The 23,543-nt window shown below is 58.0% G+C and carries 24 protein-coding genes; 20 read left to right on the top strand and 4 right to left on the bottom strand.

Annotated features, from left to right (window positions below; all coding sequences use genetic code 11):
* Entirely contained in the window at nt 1-2,160 is a 2,160-nt protein-coding gene (scpA, locus tag QTH91_RS05960; RefSeq protein ID WP_286659086.1) for a methylmalonyl-CoA mutase, read from the bottom strand.
* A 133-nt stretch (nt 2,161-2,293) separates the two neighbouring features.
* Here scpA and QTH91_RS05955 point away from each other — a divergent pair, with 133 nt between their 5' ends.
* Nucleotides 2,294-2,941, top strand: a complete 648-nt coding sequence (locus tag QTH91_RS05955) for a GntR family transcriptional regulator (protein WP_286659085.1) — start codon at nt 2,294-2,296, stop codon at nt 2,939-2,941.
* 50 nt (nt 2,942-2,991) lie between these two features.
* Here QTH91_RS05955 and QTH91_RS05950 read toward each other — a convergent pair whose 3' ends face one another.
* Nucleotides 2,992-5,766, bottom strand: a complete 2,775-nt coding sequence (locus tag QTH91_RS05950; RefSeq protein WP_286659084.1) for a galactose oxidase-like domain-containing protein — start codon at nt 5,764-5,766, stop codon at nt 2,992-2,994.
* 307 nt (nt 5,767-6,073) lie between these two features.
* Between QTH91_RS05950 and QTH91_RS05945 the strand changes: the two genes are divergently transcribed.
* Complete coding sequence (locus tag QTH91_RS05945; protein ID WP_390368282.1) at nt 6,074-7,600, top strand: amino acid permease; 1,527 nt, start codon at nt 6,074-6,076, stop codon at nt 7,598-7,600.
* On the opposite strand, the gene dusA is transcribed toward QTH91_RS05945, so the two are convergent.
* Nucleotides 7,590-8,594, bottom strand: a complete 1,005-nt coding sequence (dusA, locus tag QTH91_RS05940; protein WP_390368286.1) for a tRNA dihydrouridine(20/20a) synthase DusA — start codon at nt 8,592-8,594, stop codon at nt 7,590-7,592. The genes QTH91_RS05945 and dusA overlap by 11 nt on opposite strands.
* 110 nt (nt 8,595-8,704) lie before the next feature.
* On the opposite strand from dusA, the gene QTH91_RS05935 reads away from it, so the two are divergent.
* Both QTH91_RS05935 and QTH91_RS05930 read left to right on the top strand, forming a co-directional pair.
* Nucleotides 8,705-9,769: a tyrosine-type recombinase/integrase gene (locus tag QTH91_RS05935; RefSeq protein WP_286659081.1), complete on the top strand. Its 1,065-nt coding sequence runs from the start codon at nt 8,705-8,707 to the stop codon at nt 9,767-9,769.
* A 61-nt stretch (nt 9,770-9,830) separates the two neighbouring features.
* Nucleotides 9,831-10,013, top strand: a complete 183-nt coding sequence (locus tag QTH91_RS05930; protein WP_286659080.1) for a hypothetical protein — start codon at nt 9,831-9,833, stop codon at nt 10,011-10,013.
* A gap of 526 nt (nt 10,014-10,539) precedes the next feature.
* On the opposite strand, the gene QTH91_RS05925 is transcribed toward QTH91_RS05930, so the two are convergent.
* Nucleotides 10,540-10,695, bottom strand: coding sequence for a hypothetical protein (locus QTH91_RS05925; protein ID WP_286659079.1), 156 nt, complete (start codon nt 10,693-10,695; stop codon nt 10,540-10,542).
* Between the two features lie 213 nt (nt 10,696-10,908).
* On the opposite strand from QTH91_RS05925, the gene QTH91_RS05920 reads away from it, so the two are divergent.
* The 16 genes from QTH91_RS05920 to QTH91_RS05845 all read left to right on the top strand — a co-directional run bounded on the left by QTH91_RS05920 (nt 10,909) and on the right by QTH91_RS05845 (nt 23,541).
* Nucleotides 10,909-11,109 carry a hypothetical protein gene (locus QTH91_RS05920; protein WP_286659078.1) on the top strand — a complete coding sequence of 67 codons (201 nt, stop codon included), beginning with the start codon at nt 10,909-10,911 and terminating at the stop codon, nt 11,107-11,109.
* Complete coding sequence (locus QTH91_RS05915) at nt 11,106-11,441, top strand: hypothetical protein (protein ID WP_286659077.1); 336 nt, start codon at nt 11,106-11,108, stop codon at nt 11,439-11,441. Before QTH91_RS05920 ends, QTH91_RS05915 begins: the two co-directional genes overlap by 4 nt.
* A gap of 327 nt (nt 11,442-11,768) precedes the next feature.
* The gene (locus tag QTH91_RS05910) at nt 11,769-12,014 is read left to right on the top strand and encodes a hypothetical protein (protein ID WP_286659076.1); all 246 of its coding nucleotides are present in this window, start codon (nt 11,769-11,771) and stop codon (nt 12,012-12,014) included.
* Nucleotides 12,015-12,291: 277 nt separating this feature from the next.
* Complete coding sequence (locus QTH91_RS05905; protein WP_286659075.1) at nt 12,292-12,723, top strand: hypothetical protein; 432 nt, start codon at nt 12,292-12,294, stop codon at nt 12,721-12,723.
* On the top strand, nt 12,716-12,943 hold the full coding sequence (locus QTH91_RS05900) for a hypothetical protein (protein WP_286659074.1): 228 nt from the start codon (nt 12,716-12,718) through the stop codon (nt 12,941-12,943). The genes QTH91_RS05905 and QTH91_RS05900 overlap by 8 nt, the downstream gene beginning before the upstream one ends.
* Before the next feature lie 371 nt (nt 12,944-13,314).
* The gene (locus tag QTH91_RS05895) at nt 13,315-13,536 is read left to right on the top strand and encodes a hypothetical protein (RefSeq protein ID WP_286659073.1); all 222 of its coding nucleotides are present in this window, start codon (nt 13,315-13,317) and stop codon (nt 13,534-13,536) included.
* Nucleotides 13,533-13,835, top strand: coding sequence for a hypothetical protein (locus QTH91_RS05890; protein WP_286659072.1), 303 nt, complete (start codon nt 13,533-13,535; stop codon nt 13,833-13,835). The genes QTH91_RS05895 and QTH91_RS05890 overlap by 4 nt, the downstream gene beginning before the upstream one ends.
* An 8-nt stretch (nt 13,836-13,843) precedes the next feature.
* Nucleotides 13,844-14,059, top strand: coding sequence for a hypothetical protein (locus tag QTH91_RS05885; protein WP_286659071.1), 216 nt, complete (start codon nt 13,844-13,846; stop codon nt 14,057-14,059).
* A gap of 3 nt (nt 14,060-14,062) precedes the next feature.
* Nucleotides 14,063-14,317, top strand: coding sequence for a hypothetical protein (locus QTH91_RS05880; protein ID WP_286659070.1), 255 nt, complete (start codon nt 14,063-14,065; stop codon nt 14,315-14,317).
* 144 nt (nt 14,318-14,461) lie between these two features.
* Complete coding sequence (locus QTH91_RS05875) at nt 14,462-16,882, top strand: primase-helicase family protein (protein WP_286659069.1); 2,421 nt, start codon at nt 14,462-14,464, stop codon at nt 16,880-16,882.
* Between the two features lie 1,367 nt (nt 16,883-18,249).
* Nucleotides 18,250-18,912 (top strand): hypothetical protein, encoded by a 663-nt coding sequence (locus QTH91_RS05870; protein WP_286659068.1) that lies wholly within the window; start codon nt 18,250-18,252, stop codon nt 18,910-18,912.
* Nucleotides 18,909-19,262, top strand: a complete 354-nt coding sequence (locus tag QTH91_RS05865) for a hypothetical protein (protein ID WP_286659067.1) — start codon at nt 18,909-18,911, stop codon at nt 19,260-19,262. Before QTH91_RS05870 ends, QTH91_RS05865 begins: the two co-directional genes overlap by 4 nt.
* Nucleotides 19,259-20,173 (top strand): hypothetical protein, encoded by a 915-nt coding sequence (locus QTH91_RS05860; protein WP_286659066.1) that lies wholly within the window; start codon nt 19,259-19,261, stop codon nt 20,171-20,173. Before QTH91_RS05865 ends, QTH91_RS05860 begins: the two co-directional genes overlap by 4 nt.
* A gap of 120 nt (nt 20,174-20,293) precedes the next feature.
* Nucleotides 20,294-20,614: a hypothetical protein gene (locus QTH91_RS05855; RefSeq protein ID WP_286659065.1), complete on the top strand. Its 321-nt coding sequence runs from the start codon at nt 20,294-20,296 to the stop codon at nt 20,612-20,614.
* Nucleotides 20,615-20,617: 3 nt separating this feature from the next.
* Complete coding sequence (locus tag QTH91_RS05850; RefSeq protein ID WP_286659064.1) at nt 20,618-21,292, top strand: hypothetical protein; 675 nt, start codon at nt 20,618-20,620, stop codon at nt 21,290-21,292.
* 5 nt (nt 21,293-21,297) lie between these two features.
* Nucleotides 21,298-23,541 (top strand): phage tail tape measure protein, encoded by a 2,244-nt coding sequence (locus tag QTH91_RS05845; protein WP_286659063.1) that lies wholly within the window; start codon nt 21,298-21,300, stop codon nt 23,539-23,541.
* Nucleotides 23,542-23,543 lie beyond the last annotated feature (2 nt).

Here is a 23,543-nt window from a genome sequence, read left to right as displayed (position 1 = left end):
TCAGGCCGCCGTGGCGCTGCGGATCTGCTCCAGCACGTCCTTGGCACTTGCGGGGATCGGGGTACCCGGCCCGTAGATGCCCTTGACGCCGGCCTCGTAGAGGAAGTCGTAGTCCTGCCGTGGAATCACGCCGCCGACGAACACGATGATGTCGTCGGCACCCTGCTTCTTGAGCTCGGCAATGATCGCCGGCACCAGGGTCTTGTGGCCGGCCGCCAGGGTCGAGACACCGACGGCATGAACGTCGTTCTCGATCGCCTGTCGCGCGCATTCCTCCGGCGTCTGGAACAGCGGCCCCATGTCCACGTCGAAGCCCAGGTCGGCGAAGGCCGTGGCCACCACCTTGGCGCCGCGGTCGTGGCCGTCCTGGCCCAGCTTGGAGATCATCACGCGCGGCCGGCGGCCCTGCGCCTCGGCGAACTCGTCGATCTCTTTCTTGAGTTGTTCCCAGCCTTCGGCCGAGTCATAAGCGGCAGCGTACACACCGGTCACCTTTTGCGTGTCGGCCCGATGGCGGCCGAATGTCTTTTCCAATGCGTCGGAGACTTCGCCCACGGTGGCGCGCAAGCGGATGGCGTCGATGGCCAAACCCAGCAGGTTGCCAGTGCCGCTGTCGGCGGCCTCCGTCAGCGCATCGAGCGCACCGCGAACCTTGGCATCGTCGCGCGTCGCCCGGATTTTCCTGAGGCGCTCGACCTGCTGATCGCGCACCTTCATGTTGTCGACTTCCAGGGTGTCGACCGCGTCTTCGCTCTTGAGCTTGTACTTGTTGACCCCGACGATCACGTCCTGCCCGGAATCGATGCGCGCCTGCTTCTCGGCCGCGGCCGCCTCGATCTTGAGCTTGGCCCAGCCCGAATCGACGGCCTTGGTCATGCCGCCCATGGCTTCGACTTCCTGGATGATCTCCCAGGCCTTGTCCGCCATGTCCTGCGTCAGGCGTTCCATCATGTAGCTGCCCGCCCAGGGATCGATCACGTTGGTGATGTGGGTCTCTTCCTGGATGATGAGCTGCGTGTTTCGCGCGATGCGGGCCGAGAACTCGGACGGCAGCGCGATGGCCTCGTCCAGCGCGTTGGTGTGCAGGCTCTGCGTGCCGCCGAACACCGCGGCCATGGCTTCGATGGTGGTGCGCACGACGTTGTTGTACGGGTCCTGCTCGGTGAGCGACCAGCCCGAGGTCTGGCAGTGCGTGCGCAGCATCAGGCTCTTGGCCTTCTTGGGGTTGAACTCCTTCATGATGCGGCACCACAGGAGGCGCGCGGCGCGCATCTTGGCCACTTCGAGATAGAAGTTCATGCCGATCGCCCAGAAGAACGACAGGCGTCCGGCGAAGTCGTCCACGTCCAGGCCCTTGGCCAGGGCCGTCTTCACATACTCCCGGCCATCGGCCAGCGTGAAAGCGAGCTCCAGCGCCTGGTTGGCGCCGGCTTCCTGCATGTGATAGCCGGAGATGGAGATCGAGTTGAACTTCGGCATGTGGCGCGAGGTGTACTCGATGATGTCGCCCACGATCCGCATGCTGGGCTCGGGCGGGTAGATGTAGGTGTTGCGGACCATGAACTCCTTGAGGATGTCGTTCTGGATGGTCCCCGACAGCTGTTCCTGCGAAACGCCCTGCTCCTCGGCCGCGACCACATAGCCGGCCAGCACCGGCAGCACAGCGCCGTTCATGGTCATGGAGACGCTCACCTTGTCCAGCGGAATGCCGTCGAACAGGATCTTCATGTCTTCGACGCTGTCGATCGCCACGCCCGCCTTGCCGACGTCGCCGGTCACGCGCGGGTGGTCGCTGTCGTAGCCGCGGTGGGTGGCCAGGTCGAAGGCCACCGACACGCCCTGACCGCCCGCCGCCAGCGCCTTGCGATAGAAGGCGTTGGATTCCTCGGCGGTGGAGAAGCCGGCGTACTGTCGGATCGTCCACGGGCGCACCGAATACATGGTGGCCTGCGGCCCGCGCAGGTAGGGCTCGAAGCCGGGCAGCGTGTCTGCGTACTTCAAGCCTTCGAGGTCGGCGCAGGTGTAGAGCGGCTTGACCGATATGCCGTCGGGCGTGACCCAGTTGAGCGCCTCCACGTTGCCGCCCGGTGCGGACTTGGCCGCGGCCTTGGTCCAGTCGTCGAGGCTGGCGGATTGAAATTGCGGTTCGGATTTGCTCATGACACGGGCCCGCGCTCAGGCGGCAAAAAGGTGTTTGGGGTTTGCGCGGAGTTTTGACCATTCCGGCGGCAAGCCGTAGTCTATCTCAAACATAATTATAAATTCATAGTTTCGAATGACATACAATTCGTCGATGTCTGCCCTCACCCTTGCCCCACGAGCGCTCTATGAAGAAGTGGCGGAGTTGCTGCGCCAGCGCATCTTCAGCCGCGAGCTGGAGCCCGGAAGCTGGATCGACGAGCTGAAGCTGGCCGAGGAATACGGCATCAGCCGAACGCCTCTGCGAGAAGCTTTGAAGGTGCTGGCGACCGAGGGGCTGGTGACCATGAAGGTGCGGCGCGGCGCCTACGTCACCGAGGTTTCAGACAAAGACCTCGCCGACGTCTATCACCTGCTCAGCCTGCTCGAGAGCGACGCCGCCGCGGTGACGGCCGAACGCGCCACCGACGCGCAGATGGTCGATCTGGAAGCCATCCACGCCGAACTGGAATCGGCCGCTCGGCCCGGCCATGTGGACCGCGACCTGTTCTTCGGCATCAACGAGCGCTTTCACATGAAGCTGCTGGCGCTGGCCGACAACCGCTGGCGCGACCAGATGGTGGCGGACCTGCGCAAGGTCATGAAGCTCAACCGCCAGAATTCGCTGCTCAAAAGCGGGCGGATCGAGGAATCACTGGCTGAGCATCGGGCGCTGATGGCCGCGCTCAAGGCGCGCGACCCGAAGGCCGCGGCGCAGCAGATGCGACTGCATTTCGCCAACGGCCTGGAGGCGGCGGGCTAGGCCCGCACCTCCTGCGCCGCTCGGGCGCGGCAGCGCTTGGCCGACAGGGCCTAGTCGCCTCGGCAGGTCAGGCCGATGGAACTCACCGCGCCATTGGCGCGCCCGATGACGCCGTGAGCGGGCCGACCGGAATCGCAAACGACGCCGGGGTTTTCGCCGCCCCCATTGCCGCCGAACCCAGCCAGAACAGTCGTGGCGCCGCTCACCCGTCCCGCGGATACGAGCGGCTGGCACGTCGGCGCGAGACGGTCGACGAGCCATCCGCTCCGACTGACAAAGCCGCTGACGGCCTGCCCGCTTGGGCAAAGACGCGCCACCATGTTGCCGTTCAGGCTACCCGCGGCGCCGCGTGCCATCGGGTCGGAGGTCCACTTGCCCTCGGCATCGACCTTCACGCACAGCGGACTCAGCCGATCCAGCACCCAGCCAGCGGCGCCACTCACCCCCGCCAGAACTTCGTCGCTTTGGCAGGAAAGGCTGAAGGCGGGTCCGGGTTCACCGCCGGCGGCGCCATGCGTGATCGTGTTCGACGTGGCAAAGAACGGGAACGCGTTCGCGCGGTCCTCGCTGCGGCACAGGAGGCCGACGGCGTCGACCATTCCACCGGATCTGCCGTACAGGCCCCGTCCAACGCCGCCGAGTCCGCAGGACCGCAAGGCGCGCTGGACGCCGCCGCCTCCGCCAACGGATGCCAATGGCGTCGGAATCCCGCTCGTTTGCTGAATGGTCACCAACGGGCTGCAAGACATCTGGAGGTTGTAGACCAGGTTCGACGAGCGGCCGGACATGCCGGTGACACCGTAGTTGCGGGCACATGTTCGCGCAAACGCACCACCGCCAATGCCACCCGCCGCACCGCGGTTGACCGGCTCGCCCATCCAACGCCCGGCAGCGTCGACGCGCACGCATTGCGGCCCCACGCGATCGACGACTGCGCCGCTCGACCCATGAATGCCTACCAACGCCTCATCGGCGCTGCATTCAAGCGTGAAGGGGCTTCCTCCGGTGCCACCGATGGTTCCCGTCCAGTCCGCGCCGATGTTCTGCGGATTGCCTTCGTTCACCTGGATGATCTTGGCCATCGAAGGCACGCGGTTGGCATCGAGCACGAACAGCAGGTAGTAGCCCGGCGGAACGATCGCACCGTTGGTCGGCACGTGCGCCGTGATGGTGCTTCCCGTCTGCTGGTGTGCCAGCACGATGCGACGCTGGTCGAAACTGACCGAGTGCGTCACCGAACCCGCGCGGATCAACACCACCTGCGACATGTTGCCGCCAGCAACGCCCATCGTCAGCATCTGGCCTGGCGCGACGGTCTCGGTTGCGCTGATGATCTGCGGCCGAGGTGCGGCCCGTCCGGTGCTGTCGAACAGGTAGGAAGGCATGTAGCGTTCCGCGTTCGTGTTGGTCAACGGACCGGGCGCACCGCCGCCAGCCACGAGCACGGTGGCATCGGGCAAGAGCAACGCGATGGAGTGATAGAGCCGTGCGTGCGTGCCGACGGCGCCGCGGGTCCATTGGCCCGTCGACGGGTTCCAAAGCTCGGCACTGTTGTTGACGTTGACGAGCTTGTTGTCCTGCGAACTGCCGCCGGTCATCAGCACCCGGCCATCTGGAAGCACGGTTGCGGTTCCCCAGACCCGGTTGGTGGACGTCCTGGGCACCTCGACGAACGTCGGCGTCGGCTTGTTGATGGAGATTTTCATGACCCGGTTGGTTTGCGCCCCCACCTGCAGAACCTCGCCCGGCGTGTACATCGCGGCGCCGGAAGCGCTGGACACGAAATCGGACACCAGATTCGTCTGGCGCTGTACATAGCCACCGTCACGCGGATCGATCGTGTAGGACCGACCGACGACATCGAATCCGAAGATTCGGTTGTCCGACGTGAGGAAGTTGCGCGGGTAGAAATAGTCGAACGGGGTGGTGTCCGCACCGTTCAGAAAGGTAAAGGTGCCGTTCTTCTCCCGCACTTCCGGCCGGTCGGTGCCACCGCTGCCGCCATTGATGAAAATGCGCGAATCGGCCATGGTCGTCACCGTGCCGTACCAGCGTGGGCGGTTCAGGTTGTTTCCCGGGCGCAGTGTCTTGGCGCTGCTCGAAAGAATGACCGAGTTGTTGTTGCCCGAGTTGGTGGTATGGCCGTTGACAAAGTTGTCGCCGCCGGCGAGGAAGAGTTCGCCCGCGCCGGGAATCAAGGTCTGCGCATTGCAGAACAAGTCTGTGCTGGTCGTGTTGGGCAACGTCATGTGGCCGACGTCGAGATCTGCCGCGTCGGAATCCCAGAGGTCATAGATGAACCGGCCGGTCTGCTGACCGTTGGCGTTGGTGCCGTAGGTCGCGACCCGACCGTCGGGCATCAACGACGCGTGGATGGCGATCAATGGCCAGCTTCGGGGAGTGGTCCAAGCGCCCTGAGTGGCGGCTTGCGGGCCATAGCTGGGAACGACGGCCATCCGCAGGGAAGGCCCACGGCTCGACTGCACGGCCGGCTCGATGGGCGCCGCCCAAAGATGCTCGGCGAGCCAATTGGAAACGTTGTCCAGCATGTCGCCCTCGGGCGATCTGCCAACGGGCTCCTTGCGGGTGGTGACATCGTCGCTTTCTGCCGACGGGCTCTCGATGCTGCTGGCGACGCCTTCAGAACCGGCAATGGCGCTTTCGGTTCGCGAAGACCCGCCCTGCTCCTTTTGCAGCGTGGCTTCGCTGCCACCGTTGCCGCTGCTGACGCTGCCGGCACTCGTGCCGCTGCCAGAAGGATTGCTCGAAGCAGCTGGTCCGCGGTTGTCGCTCCCGCCGCCGCACGCGGCCAGCAAGGAGGTCACCAGAATGGCTGACGCTGCGGCACGGGAGTGCCGAGGTACTCGATTGGGTTTCATTTTTATTCCGTCCCTGATTCACTTGAACTCTCGATTCGTTAATCGCGATGCATGAAGCACGCGACCCGCGCAACCGAGCCGACGGAATGGTGACATGCGCAAGCGCAGCGCTCTTGATGTTTGAAGCCAAACGTGGCGCAGATCAGACGCGGGTGTGCGTCCACTTTGTCAATCGCCGAAGGACTCTGTCACCGGTGCTAGCCCTTGCGCTACGCTCGGCTGCGCCATCGCGCACAGGAGACAAGGGGAGCGAATGCCAACTACAAAGATCGCATTGAAAACACAGCCTTCAGCGACCGCCGAGATGCCGCATCTGCGGCGAACGCTACAGGCGCGTCACCTGACGATGATCGCCATCGGCGGCGCCATCGGCACCGGCTTGTTCGTGGGCTCGGGCAGCACGATCGCCCAAGCGGGGCCCGGCGGCGCCGTGCTTGCCTACCTCGTGATCGGGCTCATGGTCTATTTCCTCATGACCAGCCTGGGCGAGTTGGCGGCCTACATGCCCGTCTCCGGTTCGTTCGCCACCTACGCGCGCCTTTACGTCGACGACGGCTTCGGCTTCGCGGTGGGCTGGAACTACTGGTTCACCTGGGCGATCACCATCGCCGTGGAGCTGGCGGCGGCGCAACTGGTCATGGCCTACTGGTTCCCGGACACGCCCGGCTGGCTGTGGAGCGCCCTGTTCCTGGGGATCATGTTCCTGCTCAACGCGATCTCGGTGCGCGGCTTCGGCGAAGCCGAGTACTGGTTCTCTCTGGTCAAGGTCATCACGGTCGTCGTGTTCATCGCCCTCGGCTGCCTGATGATCTTCGGCATCATGCGCGGTGGGCCCGTGGGCGGCATGTCTGCGGCCCTTCATAACTTGACGGTGGGCGACGCGCCCTTTGCCGGAGGTCTGTCCGCCATGATCGGCGTGGCGATGATCGCCGGGTTCTCATTCCAGGGCACCGAGCTCATCGGCGTCGCCGCGGGGGAGTCGGCCGATCCAGGGCGCAACATTCCGCGTGCGGTCAAGCAGGTGTTCTGGCGGATCCTGCTGTTCTACGTGCTGGCCATCGCCATCATCGGACTGCTGGTCCCCTACACCGACCCGAGCCTGCTCAAGAGCGACGTCCAGTCCATCAGCGTCAGTCCGTTCGCACTGGTGTTTCGCAACGCCGGCCTGGCGCTGGCGGCCGGTGTGATGAACGCGGTCATCCTGACGGCCGTGCTTTCGGCCGGTAACTCGGGCATGTATGCGTCCACGCGCATGCTCTACAACCTCGCCGTCGAGGGACGCGCTCCGCGCATCTTCTCTCGCCTGTCCAGCGGGGGCGTGCCGCTGGTCGCGCTTCTGGCCACGACCGCCGTGGGCGCGCTTTGCTTTCTCACATCGATGTTCGAAAGCCAGAGCACGTATCTGTGGCTGCTGAACCTCTCGGGCATGACAGGCTTCATCGCCTGGCTGGGCATCGCCATCAGCCACTACCGGTTTCGCAAGGGCTTCGTCGCTCAAGGGCGCGACCTGGGCGAACTGCCTTACCGCTCCCCCTTCTTCCCCTTTGGGCCGCTGTTCGCCTTTGCGCTGTGCATGATCGTCACCTTGGGGCAGAACTACCAGGCCTTCCTGGGCGACCGGATCGACTGGGCGGGTGTCGCGGCCACCTACATCGGCATTCCGATGTTCCTGGCCATGTGGCTCGGCTACCGGTGGCTCAAAGGCTCGCGGCTGGTGCCTTACGACAAGATGGTGTTCGGCCGCAGGGTGACCGAAGCTGCGCAGGAGCCTACGACGTAGCCTCGGCCAGGCTCGGGCGCGCGGCCGCCATCGCCATCACCTCGTGCGGCGGAAGGTGCTTGAGGCGATGGTCGCTCCACACCTGGCGCCAGCGGCGGGCACCCGGCAAGCCGTTGCGCAGACCCAGCATGTGGCGCGCGATCGAATACCACGAGGTGCCGTGCTCGGCCGCCTCGCGAACCATGTAGTCGCACATGGCGGCTTCCACGTCTTCGCGGGTCAGCTCGCGCTGTTCCTCGCCGAAGAACTCGGCGTCCCACTGAGCCAGCCACCAGGGGTTGTGATAAGCCTCGCGGCCGACCATCACGCCGTCGAGCAGGCGCAGTTGCTGCTGCACGGCATCGTTGTCGACGAAGCCGCCATTGATGGAGATGGTGAGGTGCGGAAACTCGTGCTTGAGGCGGTGCACCAGTTCGTAGCGCAGCGGCGGGATCTCGCGGTTCTCCTTGGGCGACAGCCCCTTCAGCCACGCGTTGCGCGCATGAACGATGAACGTGGTGCAGCCGGCATCGGCCACCCGCTGCACGAACTCGCGCACGAACTCGTAGCGCTCGATCTTGTCGATGCCGATGCGGTGCTTGACGGTGACCGGCAGCCGAGTCGCGCCGCCCATCGCCTTGACGCAGTCGGCCACCAGTTGCGGCTCGGCCATGAGGCAGGCGCCAAAAGCGCCGCGCTGCACCCGCTCGCTGGGACAGCCGCAGTTGAGATTGACCTCGTCATAACCCCATTGCTCGGCCAGTTGGGCGCAATGCGCCAGGTCGGCCGGCTCGCTGCCGCCCAACTGAAGCGCAACGGGATGCTCTTCAGTGTTGAAGCGCAGATGGCGCGGCACGTCGCCATGCAGCAGCGCCCCCGTCGTGACCATCTCGGTATAGAGCAAGGCACGGCGGCTGAGCAGGCGGTGGAAGTAGCGGCAGTGCCGGTCCGTCCAATCCATCATTGGAGCCACCGAAACTCGCCCCACGTAACTCGTTGATTTTACTTGATTCATGTCGATTGAATGGAGGCCAAAACCCACTATTCTTGAGGCCTCATACTCACGAGATACACACACGCAGTACATTTGCGAGGACCATTACATACACCCACACCTGTACTCACGTGGCATCTATCACCACCCTTCCATCTGGCAAGTTCAGGGTCACCGTCCGCCATCACACGACCGGCTTCTACAAGAACGGTTCCTTCGCCACCATGGCAGAAGCCCGTGCAGCAGCTGTCGCCTGGGACGCGGAAGCCCTGGCCGCCAAGACTGGCAACCTCAGGACCGTACCCAAGGGCGCCACTCTCAGCGACCTTATCGATCGCTATATAGAAGACACCCCCAAGACCTACGGCAGGTCTAAGCGCCTCTCGCTGGAACTTCTGAAGCGTGAACTTGGCAGCATCCAATTGTCCAAGCTTTCGGCGGTTGTGCTGAATGACTGGGTGGATAAGCGTCTGAAGGCTGGGGCTGGTGGCGTCACCGTAAGCATGTACCTGAGTGCCCTCTCGTCGGTGCTCAGCTTCGGTAAGCATGCTCGGCGCCTCAACATTGACGTTGACCTCGCCAAGAACGCTAGGAAAGCGATCACCTATCGAGGGATCACTACCAGGCCTGCTGAGCGCACACGCGAGCCCACCGCTGACGAACTTGCGAAGCTGTACGCCCATTGGGCCAGCAAGCCGCTGCTCAAGAACCCCATGGAGACGATCTGCAAGTTCGCCCTTGCATCGAGCATGCGCCTCGGAGAAATCGTCAACCTGAATGTGGAGGACTTCGATCCTGAGGCATCCACCATCTGGATCAGGTCACGCAAGCACCCTGACCCAAACATCAAGGCGACCAACGACCAGTTGGTTCCCCTCCTTCCAGATGCCTTGGCCATCGTCAAAGAGATGGTGGGCAAGCGGAAGAAGGGCAAGGTGTTCGAGGGCGCCACGCGGGTTGCAGTCAGTGCCTCGTTTACCAAGGCAGTGGCGGCATGCGGCATCAAGGACCTCCACTTCCACGACCTGCGCCATGCAGCCACCGCGCAGTTCTTCCGCGATGGCCTGGATATACCAACTGCGAGTCTTCTAACTGGTCATCGCGATTGGGCGATGCTCCGCCGATATACAAAAGTAACTCCAGCCGACGTGCTTGCGAAATACAAGCGCCAAAGCCGGCAGGATGAGTCGGCATAGGGCTCGCGGGACTCGGGCATCGCGACACGATCCAGGTTCACTCTTCAACAAGGACCTGGACATGACCGCCCCCGCCAAGCTCTCCCCTTCCCAAGCATCGATGAAGTCACGCAAGGCACGCCTCGCAGCCATGACGCCTGAAGAACTCGCTGCATGGCGGGCCTACCAATCTGAGGCCTCCATCCGTTCGCAGCGAAAGAAGGCAATCCTTAAACAGCTAGAAGAACTTTGCAATCAAGACTGACCGCAGCTGCAATTAAACAAAGCCCGCCATTGAGCGGGCTTTTTCTTTTCTGACTCACTGACAAAAACCCCTTTGGGGGGTTTTTGCCCTAATTCTGGCTGGAAGTGGGCAAGACAATATTCCAGACTCTTAAAGGAGTCTTTCCACTTAAGCCTCATCCCGAAAAAACATCAGCAACCCAATTCCACGCCTTCTTAAACGCGGAGCTATCAATAATGCTCAGGGTGCTGCGCAGCATCGACATGCACGCTGCGATTTTGACTACCGTGCCCGATGACTCTTTCATGTGTCGCCCGCCGTTTCGTGTTGACCTGAGTGAAACGATACGCGACCCGCAAGTGGCATTCGACCCGGGAATCCGGCTCCCTTCAAGATAGCAATGTGGACATCTCTGTTCACGGTAGTTTCTAAGTTGTTTCGCACTTGTAGAATCTACGAGCCCTAGAAGATGAGCGATAACTAACATAAGCCTTGAAGTGTTGGTGGATAGTGAAGATCATCTAGTGGGAGTTCTCGTGCTGCGCCACTAGTTGCCGTCCTTGTCGCTGTACTTGCGGAACTGGTAAAGCTCCTCGTGTACGGGCAGCGTCATTTTGATGATGATGATCTCGTGGTGTTCTGCATGGCGTTGATGCGGATCGTCGTCGTGCAGGTCGTCGAACATGAGCAGGACACATGCCACCAAAGAAGCCTGACCTGTCGAACCCAATCACCCAGGCTCGCCTGTAGTTTGAACGTGAAAACAAGAATTAACTTAGATCATCACTCTTAACAAAGCCACGTCGATTAACTTCGACGTGGCTTTTTAATTTGCTCAGTTAACACAATCTATTGATTTTCAAGACCGATAGCTTTTTTCTTGACGATCGAAGGGCGGCCTGATAGATTTGGCGCCATGAAAAAGCAACCATACATCTGCCCCACCTGCGGAGTGAACCACACTGACATTCTCCAAATTTCACAAGCTTTTCAAAGGCTTCAATCGGCGATCGAGCAGCATGACGTGAGAACTCATGTTGCAAAGGAAGCATTGAGTGAGATTGTTGCCTTGATCGCAAATAAAAGAACTGCTCACAAGCAGATTCGTGCCAAGTGAAAATCCTCATCCAAGACGGCAAGGCTTGGGTGAATGACGTAGAAGCCGAGCCGCTGTTCCCCGCAGGGGTCTGGCGTGCTGGCAGTGCCGTGGTCACCGTTCAGGTGACGACCTCCAGGCGTTGGGTCAAGGCCATCCTGGCCCAACAGTTCCGCCGCAACACAGGTGGCCGGCCTCCATCCCAATCAGCCGCTGACCTTGCCAAACGGGTCAACGAAGCCATGGCCCGCGGCCTCCAGCACATGGATGCCATCAGACAGGTGGCATCCAACTCAGGCCTGACTCCCACCGCAGTGAGGCTCAAGGTCCGTCGATACAACAGTCGCAGTTGATCGAAATGTTCGCACCCCCCGGGTAAGCGAACACCGCGCCCACGACAGTTTGGCTCGTGGACGACGCAACAGAAATCGCCAATTCGCTGGGATACCTGACAGAGCCGCAGCTGTTGGCTCTCACTGGAATTACTCAGACGACCGCGGCGAGGTGGAGGGCCTTGCGTAAAGGGCCTCCACACATCTTGGCAGGGAACAGCTTTCTTTACTCAAAAGTCACTGTCCAGACTTGGCTGGATGGGTTGTCACTCCACAAAGAAACGCTTGCCCCCAGCAATGAGGGAAAGCGAGTTAGCAAAGCACATCTTTTGTAAGAGGCAGCATGACATGGACATAGCAAGTAAACACGACTCCGTAAGGACAGCTGATGCTTTGGTCGTATCGAGGACGGCCTTTATTGAACATCTTCAAGCAGTCGACAAGGCTCTGAAGGTTTTTGTCGAAGCCGAAATGTTCAACATCAATACGACGAAATACCGCCGCAGGGAGCTCATCAATGTATCAAATCGATTCTCCCAACTGTATTGGGATTTGATGCACGAACTTGTTGAAGCCCGCGACCGCGGCATCTAGGCAACCAACGTCGCCACACACGATTGTGGCGGCCACTTTTTTGGAGCAGAGCCATGGCCAAAGGTAAGCGAGAAATGATTGCCCTAATCCGCTCACTCGGATTGAAATGCGAGCACATTGAATATAACGGCCGAACCCATTTGAGGGCTCAACTTCGTACGCCTGAGGGCAATATTTTCATTGCGACTTTCCCCAATTCGGCCAGCGATTTTCGTTCAAGGTCAAACCAGCGCGCAGATTTAAAGCGAAAGATCAAACAACTTGATGGAGCTTAGCAATGACTGGACTTACTAAACAAGAGGCAATTGAGTTGGGCTACCCCCACTACAACAGTGACGATCCCTGTCCAAAATGTGGAGGCGACAAATTCTATGTCAACGACAAGGGTTGCGTGACCTGCGAGAAAAAGCGCACAGAGCTTTACCGCCAATCGCTCCAGGAGCGCGATCGCAAATACACGCCTATGGAACGTGTTGAGTTGATTGCAGAAGCTGGTGGAATTGATGAACTGGAAATTGAACTCATCACCCAAGGGAACAAGAAGCTTGCTCTTGCTTGGCTGGTATTCAAGGCCACCAAGCTTAGGTACAAGTGCATTGGGGTATTTGATATGAGCCAGGACCCCAGGGCTCTCAAGCCATGGATGAAAGGACTGGAGGAAGCTTGGGGCTTTGCCGACGATGAAGAAACGGAGGACGACGATGCATGAGCTCTTTGAAAACGGCCAGTTGGACGAAGGCCCCCATTTTTGTCCGGACGATTGCCGCCATCCAGTTCTGATCTTGGTCCACGGTGTACCGCTCATGGTGGCCGTCGATCGGGACGGCAGGCCGGAGGTCGGCGTCCTTGCCTCAGACAGGGACAGCTACCTCCAAAGCTTCATGCCGCCTGAGAGCTACGCCCAGCTGCGCCGGCTGACTGTGCGATAGCTCGCCTGCTGCACTGATCCAGCGACACGCAGACCAGCCGGTAGACCTGCTCCATAGGTGGAACGGCGTGACTGCGTGTCGCTGGTCGGTGACTCTATGCGCCCAGGCGTTTCCTACCCCCTTAAAAGGACGACCACGGAGGCGGCCCGGTGGTCCCTGGGGACTCCGAAAGGACTTCAGAGGCATTGGGTACTGGTTGGGGTTTCGTCGCCCCTATCACACCGGTATTAGTACCTAGTGCTTTTTACTAGCTCAGGGAAACTTATCACCGGTCCACTCGTGATTAGTTTTTCTATTATGGATCTGTGTCCTCGCAAATAGAACCCCGACCTAATTGGATTTCCGCAATACCCAATAGGACATTACACGCTATGGATCATCTGACACACGGCCGCCGTTTGAACGCACGTTTTCGCGCGAAGATCCTTGGCCTTGACCCCGACGAGTTGGACTTTGAAGAAGCCGAGAAATTGCCGACCTTCTCAACCAATGGCTCGCAGAAGAGCGTAGAGATTACGGCATTGATCCGACTTCTTGAAAGGAAGTGGCAGGAAAAACAAACCGGTGCAAAGAAGAATGGAGGCAAGAAATGAAATCAGCAAGCGAAACCGTTTCCTATGTCACGGCCACTGCACTTGGAAAAATGTTTGATGCGCCTAAATCGGCTCAGCAAATCAATCAGCTGCTCGAGTTCAAAGGCTTCCACGTCAAAGGCGAAGATGGCAAGACATGGCAGCTCACCGCTAAAGGGGCAGAGGTCGGTGTCTTTGTCAAGATCGGCAACACTGGGATGATTAAGTGGAGCCCATCTGTGGCCGCCATGCTGGGTGCACGGAGCGCAGCCGCTACGAAGAAAGCGCGCCTTGGCCCTTTTGCAAAAAGGAAGGCGTGATGCCATACGTGAGCGAAAAACAAATTGGTCTGCTCATGGAGCCGCCACGCACTGTTAGCGAAGTCAATACCCTGCTGGTCGAGCAGGGTTATATCGAGAGGGAGCCTGGCACAGGTCAATGGGTTTTAACCAGCCTCGGTGCAAAACATGGCAGGCATGACCCATACGGTTTTCGTTGGCAGCGATCAATGAGCAAAAGGTTGCTCGGTGTGGAGGTGGGATAGGCCATGACTGAACCACACCCTTTAGTTGGGTCACATTTCCTGTCTCGCCAAGAAGATGGCCGGTTTCATTGGCAAGGGGACGTGGTCTCTGTTGTGGAAACAGAGAAGGGGCCAATGGCCTTATGCCAGCTTTACTCGTGGGTCGGAGGCTTTCCAACCAACAAAGTTCTTGTGTTTATCAGCGAGATGGGCTTTAACACCTATCTTTGGTTTTCAACAGCTGAAGACCGCAATGACTATTACTACCAACATTCGTAGAGGCAGTGTCGGCGTCCACTTGTAGAGAGATTTCTATAGGAAAAAAGCCGACACCGACCATGTGCGGTGGTCAGTGTCGGCGAGAGTGACTTTATTTCTTTAAGGAACCCTATTATGTCGCGTAGTAATACGTCTGTGGCAGAAATGTTCAAGCTCCCGAAACCTTATCTGTCTTTCACCATCGCAGCAAATACAACGGCGGTGGGTGTGGCGAAACGAGTCAATTCGATGCGTGAGCTTGTGACTCTAATCACAGCCGAGATTGTTTTGCCCAAGCGTTCCGACGGCGTTGTCAGCATTGGCGATATCAACCAAATAAAGAAAGAGCACATGACTCTGTTCATCCCAGCCAGGATGAAAAAGGGCAGTAACGGTAGCCGAACAGCCGCAGACGTCTCCACTTATGTTGCACTGACAAGTGACCACGATAGAGGGTCAGTGTCGTTCGATGATGCGGTGCGAATCCTTGGTGGATTTGTAGGCGTGGTTCACACGTCATCAAACCACACTGAGAAGCACCCTAAGTGGCATGGCATCCACATTTACTCGCGCCCCATGAAGCCTATTGAACAGCGTCGGTACAAGCGCCTGTTGAAACAGTGGGGAGACAAACCTGGAAATCACTTCCTTGGCTTACCGAAAGCTGAGAGTTCCAATGATTTGTTGGGCCTGTTTGTTGGGCAAATCCCAGGGTGGCCAAAGATGAAGATCCACTCGTGCCGTTCCGGCAGCTTCATCGATCAGTATCTCGACGGTCTTGTCAGCGCAGGACTGCTCGATGAAATCAGTGAAGATGAACTCAGTGGAGCAGGCATTGCTGGAGGGAAACTGCCAGAGGACTTTGACTTTGATGATGACGTCCAATTGGATGAGCGAGTCAATTCCACTACTCGCCAATGGATTGAAAACTTCGAGGGTTCAGGTCATCGCAAGCCTGATGGCGCGATTGATCGGTCGTCAGTCATCTCCGGAGTTGTTAAAGACCTGCTCCGTGCCGGTTATTCACAAGTCCAGGTTGCCAGTCTCCTGACTCGCGAAGCGTATGCCATTAGCGTGGCCATTGCCGGGAAGGCCGGACCCAAGGCAGATGATCGTTTAGGTTTGGTCGCCTATTTATACCGAGCACAGATGCGGTCCGCGTCCGAAGAGGTTGATGCCTCCAGACCGCAAAACGTATTCAAGAATCGGGAAGAGTTGAATGACGAACCCGAATCTCCCAAAAAGGCAAAGCCTGAATTGCCTGAAACTGCAAGCCTTCGAAAAGACTTTTATTCGTTGATGGAGACGCCACAATTTTTGTATGTGCCAGCAATGACGTTCTGGACTGCAGAAAAGCTCAATGCCAAGTTTGGGAATATCGAGGGAATGCGACCTGCGCGATGGCTTTCCAAGAATAGGGCCATTGGACAGATGAACTGGTTTCCTGGGCAACCTCAGCTCATGAAGGATGTGGCAATTAACCAGAGTGGCCTTCAGATTCAGAAGGGCCACAATGTGTTCAACCTTTACAAGGCTCCTAATTCTGCTCTAGGTGCCAACAAAAAGGGCCGGACTCACAGTCAGCTGGCAACTGCCGCTGCTCCTTGGATTGAGCATGGACGCAAGCTTTTTCCGGATGACTGGGAACACTTGGAGCAATGGTTTGCCCACCGCATCCAGCGTCCTTACGAGAAGATCAACCACTGTTTGGTTATCGGTGGAGCGCCCCGCATTGGCAAGGATCTTCTGATTTCACCTGTGTGGACTGGTGTTGGTGGTGCTCCCAATTTTCAGGATATCAGTCCCATCGAGCTGTTTGGGTCATTCAATGGGTGGCAACAAGGCATCGTTCTTCGAATCAGTGAGGCACGAGACATGGGCGAAAACAGCAAATACGCGTTTTATGAACGCACCAAGACTTTGATTGCAGCTCCACCAGAGGTGCTTCGTGTCAACGAGAAGAACAAGCCTGAGCGCTATATTCCCAATCTCATTGGCGTTCTTATCACGACGAACAACAAGACCACTGGTCTTTATCTGCCCCCCGATGACGGTCGCCACTATGTTGCCTGGAGTAAAGAGCTCAATACGGAGGCAACCCAAGCCAAGTGCAAAGCCTTATTCAAGTGGTACAAGGAAGAGGATGGCATTGACAAAGTTGTCGCGTACCTGAAATCTGTGGATCTTTCAGGTTTTGATGCCAGTGGTCCACCTAAGCAAACAGAGGCATTTTGGGAAATCGCCATGGCTAATGAGGCCACCACTGATAGCGACATGCGCACTGTGCTCGAACACCTCAATTTCCCTATCGCATTGGTCGTTGACCAGGCCATCCAAGCAGCTCAAGACTTGGGACTCAGGGAATTGGTCACTGATCTTCGCGTCCCTAAGCGCGTCTACCTGCGATTTGGCAAGAGTGGCTACTCCGCCCTTAAGAATGAATTTGCAAGTGATGGAAAATTCAAGTTTGGAAAGGACAAACGAATCATTTACGCCAGCGACAAAGTTTCTCGGAAAGAGGTCTTGGACTTTGCGGCCAAGCTTCAGAAGACGTTCCGGCCTAAGCGTCCCACCACTCTCGACTAAGGCAATTGGGACCATTGGGACCTATTGGCATCAGAAACTAAGACCTTAGGCCACATGAGGACCCAAAGGTCCCAAAGGTCCCAAAGGTCCCAATCTCCTATATACCATGGGAATATTGTGCTTGACCCCCCTCCCTTTTCCTTGATGGTAAACTTAAATAAAAATAAGGGTAGGTAAGGCTATTACGAGTGGGTATAGAAAGCAGCAGTTTCCCCATGGATAAATAGGATATTGGGACCTTTGGTACCTTTGGTACCTTTGTGGTCTAAAGCGCTACACAGACCACTGAACCTACCCAGGTGGCTACTGACCCTCCCCTATAGGCCCTCTACCCTAGGTAGAAGTGCCCCAGGTATCCACCAGAATGGTCCAGGTTGGTCCAGAAATCAAAGGCAGTGCCTGATGCTTACCTTCTCTTCTGACGCGTCTATGGCCCTTTAAACAGACCTATGTACGTCTGTATCACCATGCGACATAAAGGTGGTCATGGCACAGTACATCGTCCTGTCAGCATCGCGTCGCATCGTGGTGTTCGGCGATTTGCAAGACGCATCACCGTCTTTGCGCCTCGATATTCACAGGCTGAGGTTCGCTGGTACTTGGTGTCCGAGACCCGAAGACTTTGGGCACGTGATACCAGAGCCAGTGCAGGTGGCCATAGAGCCTTCTGCCCGATCATTAGCCACGCGACGTGCGAGACAATTACGAATGGCAATAGATCAGGGTCTGCTGCGAAGTCCAGCACTCACAGGTTGAAGGGTGTGACTTGTCATTCACCATTGACATCGCGTGTGGTGACCAATTCGCAAATGACCAATTACCGTCGGACAGTGCCACACCCACTGTAACGAAATGCCACGCGACACCACCCCGACTCGCGAAGTTTTCTTGCGCCAACGATAACGACCCTCGTTTCGCATATCGCTGTGCGGCACTCGTCTTCACCACCTGGGGGGTCTATTGTCGACTGGAGGGGGGTGGGCCCAGGCCGCCGGGTTTTCCGTTCGTCTTCTTTTAGTTCGAGGAAATTCAATTCGGAAGGCCTCAGCGCAGCTGCCGAGCGCCATTTGATCTGAATCTTGACAAAAAGGAATCAGGCACCAATCGCAAGAGATGGAGGCCATATCAAGCGGCATCATTGAATATCGACCAGCCGTTAAATTGAGTCGCTGGCATTTAAGCGATCAATAGCCTGCAGGGGGGATACTTGAATAGCCCCTTTCTTGCTGCGCTCTGTTGCAATAAATAAGGCTCCCAGGCAAATATGGAAATGACATAGTGCTCTTAGTTGACCCAAAGGTCTGGGCCAATTAGGGGCAAGTGCTCAATTCGCATTTCGCTCCAGATCAACCAGGAGCAAATGTAAATTGACCACATTAACAATTGCCCAAGCGCAGAGGGACATTGACCGGGTCAAGCTGTACCTGAACACCCTCGATGAGCGCTATGACGCGATCGACGTCGCCTGCCCCCGTGTCACGGTCGGCAAAGGCCTGAGCGCCTTGCAGGCATCGATCCCAGAGCTGGCCCAGTTCTCTGTCCCCACCGAGCTTGAAGAACTCCCTGCCGAAGGCAAGGAACGCTTGTCCAAGGCCACGGACGCCATCAAGCAGGTCGAGGCACTGGTGGCCACCATTCGCAGCTGCGCCGACCACATCAAGAACGGCACTCCCCTCACAGACAACTCTGGCCTCGCCATGTGTGCCCGGATCGTCAGAACCGGATACCTCAATGGCGAAGCAGTGGAGGCCACTTCAACCCTGAAGTACCTCGAAGAGAACCTCCAGCTGGCTGAACGCAAGCTGGAGGCCATGAAGGACAAGAAGTTCCGCATCGCCAATGCCTGCGAAGTGGCGAACCTGAAGAACAGGCTTCGCTACCTCACGTCCTTGTTGCAGCTGTCCAGGCAGACGCCTTCATCGGTCCTCGACCAAAGAACTGTCGAGACGGCCATTGCGCTGGGCAACAAGGAGCTCGACGAACTCCTCGCCCGCCTCAACTCCTTCTATTCAAGGAACCCGCCCCAATGACTGTCCTCAACGAACTCGATCAGTTGCGCAAGGACATGGTCCTGCTCTCGCAACAGCAACAGGAAGTGGTCGCCAAGGTGAAGGCGATCAAAGCCCCTGCCCCGCCACGTACCGGCTTCACAGAACGTCAGATCGATCTGCTGGGCAAGATGATGAAGGAGGCTTTCGTCCAGCTGGAAAAGCGACTCACCGACTCGCACGTATCGGTACACAGGTCAGCGATCGCTGAAGTGAAGGGCCAAGCCATGGCAGTCACCATGCTTGGCAAGGCCAACTTCACAGAGGCATGCGATGCCCTCAAGCAATCCATCGAACAGGTGCTTGCAGGTACTGGAGCAAAAGCATCATGAGGCCGGATTTTGATGTGCTTGCCATGATGGACTCGATCAATATCTTCGATCGATTTCAAGAAGTCTGTGCAGTGCAGGCAGCTGTCGAAGTCCAGAAGAGTGGAGGCGATACCAACGCTGCCTACAACCACGTCCTGCGCTCCATGAGCTCTTTGGGCAAAGGCTGGATGTCAGAGCCTCGGCTGGCAATGCCCTTGTTGGAACGGGGTGCCTACATGGCATCACTCATTCCCCTAGGCCTGCGCCAGGAGTTCGGACTCAACGACTTCTATCTTGAAGCTCGGGCCACAGAAACATTGGTCAGTGGCCTTGGCCGCTCACTCGTGGCAGTGGAGAACTCAGCGCAGCGCATCTTCATCTTGCGTCAGAGCTGCATCCCAAGCGGTGTGAACTCTTTGATCGGGAAACAGCGCGTCGCGATTGCTGGGCCAGCGACCTGGGCCGCATACCTGTATGCCAGCTGCATCAAGGAGTTCCAAGCCTATCCAGGTGATCTGTTCGCCCAGTGGCTTTACGACAGTGGCGTGACCGGGCGGATCTTTCAATCTCCAGAAACAGAAGGCATGGCAACCCGCATGGACCCCGAAGAGTTAAGAGCTGCGATCCTGCAAGGCTTTGAACTTGGTTGGCGCCTTGCAGCCACCGCGCCACGGCTTGATGAATCTGAGCGCGATCAGGACCTGCTGCTCACGCCCCATGAGCTCCACCAACTCGCATACCAGAACAAGTGCTCCGGCTTCAATCGTATCGATCTCACGAAAGGATTCCCCGATGAATCAGATTCCCATCGACAGATCGCTCTTGGTCAAGTTCATGCAGATCGAGCAAGCGCGGGACCTGCGCCCGGCATTGCATCGCCACGCGCAGACTCTGCTGGACCTGCACTGCAAGTCACTGGGCCGGCTACCTAATGCTCCTTCAGAACAACAAGTGGAGGCCATCGTCACCGAGCTCATCGATCAAGGACACGACGCAGCTGCGTGCTTTGGCTTGATCGAGAAGTCCATCAAGTCGATGGTGGGAGAAGTCGCATGAGACGAAAGCTCAATGGCCTCCACACCGTGGGACTCAAGGAGTACGGGCCTATCCCCTCCAACCCTGTCACGTCACTGGACCAGCTTCGCCCTTACGTTGCCCCCCAAGCACCACAAGTGGCGGCCGCTGATCCTATGAACTCGCCTGAGTACTGGCAGCAACGCGCCGTCCAGGAACAGTTGGTTCTGGCCCGCGGCACGTTTGTTAGGTTCACGTCGATCCTGAACGCCTTGCTCATTCCAGATGGCTGCACTGAATCACGTCTTCGTGATGACCTTCTGTCCCTGCTCGCTGAACACGGATACACGAAGGCGTGAGCAATGGCAGTCATCGACCTCATCACGTCGGCCAAGAACAGGACCATCGTTCTCGATGCTCCAGGATCACTGACGCCTGCGTTCATCAAGGTCAATACCGAAGCCATCCAGGCGATCCTGCGCGTTGAGTCCGTCAAGCAGCTGGACGCGCAGCTGAAGCTAGGAAACGAGGTCAACTTCATCAACGTGGACAACTCCAGGAGCAAGGGCATCTTGTTCGCTGAGAAGTTTGTTCAGGTCAGGTTTGGCAGCACGATCCCGGTCAAGGTTCTGCGGGTCACTGAACAAGCCTTGATGAAAGCTGTGCGGTCGATGACACAGCCAAGGACCGGTGCTCTACGTGACCTGAGCAACTGGAACTGGATGCTCCTGCGCAAGGGCAAACAGGAGCCCCTCATCAACAAGCCTGGGCAAGGCATTGTCTTTGGCCCTGGGGACAGGCTCATCCTCAAGCCGACGCTGAACTACGCATCCATCGCCGCCAATAGCAAGGGCACACCGACCTACTTCTTGGTGGCCGCCAGAGCACTGAAGCGACACCCCTTGTTCTCAAGCCTGAACGTATCGGTGCAGTCCACCAAGGCGCATCAGGTCCCTGGCGAAAAGTCGAACCAAGGCACGAAGTTCCTGCAAATCACACCCAAACAGGGCCGCCTGTCGCGGTCCAGAAGGAGATAGCCACCATGGCTGAGTACGAGAACACACTTCTTACTCAGATTCGCATCGACGCCACGAAGGCGATGAGCGATCTGAACAAGATGTCGGCGTCCTTGAACAAGGTACAGAATGACATTGGGCAGATCAACACAAAGACCACTGCCCTGGTCACCAATGTTGGCAACCTGTTCAAGGGGTTGGGTGCCCTCCAGATTGGTCAGTGGGCCTTGGAAGGGGTCAAGGGTGTCACTGCCCTTGCCCAGGCCACAGCTGACCTTGCTGATAAGGCAGAGTCATTGGGCACCTCTGTTCAGCAGCTGCAGGAGTTCCAGTACGCGGCCATTCAGGGTGGTGCCGATGCAGAGGTAATGGTTCGCGCGTTGGATGCGCTGTCAGTCAAGCTTGGCAAGATCAGCGAGGGCACGTCCGAGGCGTCCAAGGCTTTGCGCTCACTCGGTGTGCGTGAAGGTGACAGCGCTGTATCCGCGCTTAACCAGATCGCAGATCAGTTCTCTGTGATGACTGACAAGTCACTGGTGGCGGCCAAGGCAGCTGCGATCTTTGGTGATGAGGTCGGCAAGAAGATGGTGCCGGTCTTGACCCAAGGCTCGCAGGCCATGGCAGACCTTGGCGATGAAGCCCGCAAACTCGGGTACGTCCTGGACCAGAGCGTAGTGGACGCGTCCAAGGAGTTCGATACCAACCTCAACAGGATCAACGCCATCTTGAAGTCGGTCGGGAACACCCTGCTGACTGAGATGGTTCCTGCCCTCAATGAGTACAGCGCCAGGCTCATTCAAAACGTCAAGGACCTGGGCGTGTGGAAGGGCGCCATCCAGACGATGTTCGAGAACCTTGGTGTCTCGCCTGCACTTCTGTTCGACACGCTGACCAATCTCAATAAGGAACTGGTCAATGCTCGGAACGAGGTGGATCGCCTGACCAACGAAGCGTTCGGCGATCCAGTGGAACTGCGCAGGTGGCAAGCAGAGGTCGAGCGTCTCACCCAAAAGATCAAGGACCTGGGCGGTGCTGTCAATGGTGCTACCCAAGCTTTGCTTCCCCTCCAGCACATTGCCTTGCCCACCAGTCAGGTGGAGACGGTCAATGCCAAGCTCAAGGACACTGCAGACAAGTTGAGCAAGGTGAAAACTGCCTGGGAGTCCTGGCTGGACTCTCTCAAGAGCAGTGGTGAGACAGCGGCCATGCTGCCCAAGCAGGTGGGCTATCTGACAGCACAGCTGGACAAGCTTCGCCTGGAGAGCAAAGAGGGCACGGCGCAGTGGGACATCTACTTCAAGGAACTGAAGAAGCTTTCACCTGAGTTCGCCACGTTTGTTGAATACGTCGATCCTGTCACCGAGGCCTTCAACAAGCTGAGCGACGAGGTCGCGGATTTCTATAGCACGCAGAGCGACAACCAGCAGGTCTTGGCAGCTGTCAACGAGAAGATGGCTGAACTTGCCTTGTCCGCCAACTCGGCCTCCAAGGAATTCGAGGTACTGGCGGCCAAGAGAGCAGAGCTTGAAGGACTCCTTGATCCTGTCGTAAAGGCAGCCAACGACGTCAAGAAGAGTACTGCCGATGCGGCTCAGGCTAGCGAGCTGTTAATCCAGGCCTATGGCCGCGGCCTCATCACGATGACCGAGTTCCAAGAGAAGATGCACGGCAGTACGCAGAAGCTGGCAGAGACGGCGACCTTCACCGCAGAGTCGTTTATCAAGGCCGGCGAATCATTCACGGCTGGGTTCGTCGATAAATTTATCGATGGTCTGGGTCAGGCCGAGTTCTCGTTCGGTGAGTTCTTGGAAGACCTGACCAAGATGATCGCGAAATGGCTCACTAACGCAGTCATCCAGAAATTCTTTACCTCGCTGGTGTCTGCTTATGGGGGTACTGGTGCTGGCTTTGCCAAGGGTGGTGCATTTGTCGATGGCATCCAAGCCTTCGCAAGTGGAGGCATTCTCAACAGCCCCACCTTCTTCAGGACCAATGGCCGCTTGGCAGTGGCCGGTGAAGCTGGGCCAGAGGCCGTGGTTCCCTTGAAGCGAACCTCTAGCGGTGACCTTGGCGTTCAGGCATCTCCCGTGAACATCGTCATCAACAACAACGCAGCCGAGACTGAAGTCACGACCAGCGCGGTCGACAATGCAGATGGGTCGAAGCAGATCACCATCTTCGTTGAGCAGAAGGTCAAGGCCATGTTCTCTTCGGGCCAGATGGATCGAACCATGAGTTCTTCCTATGGCCTTGTGCGTCAACCCCGTTGAAT

The organism is Variovorax dokdonensis (assembly GCF_030316895.1).
Lineage (GTDB): Bacteria > Pseudomonadota > Gammaproteobacteria > Burkholderiales > Burkholderiaceae_C > Variovorax > Variovorax dokdonensis.
This window is presented reverse-complemented; position numbering and strand designations above follow the sequence as displayed.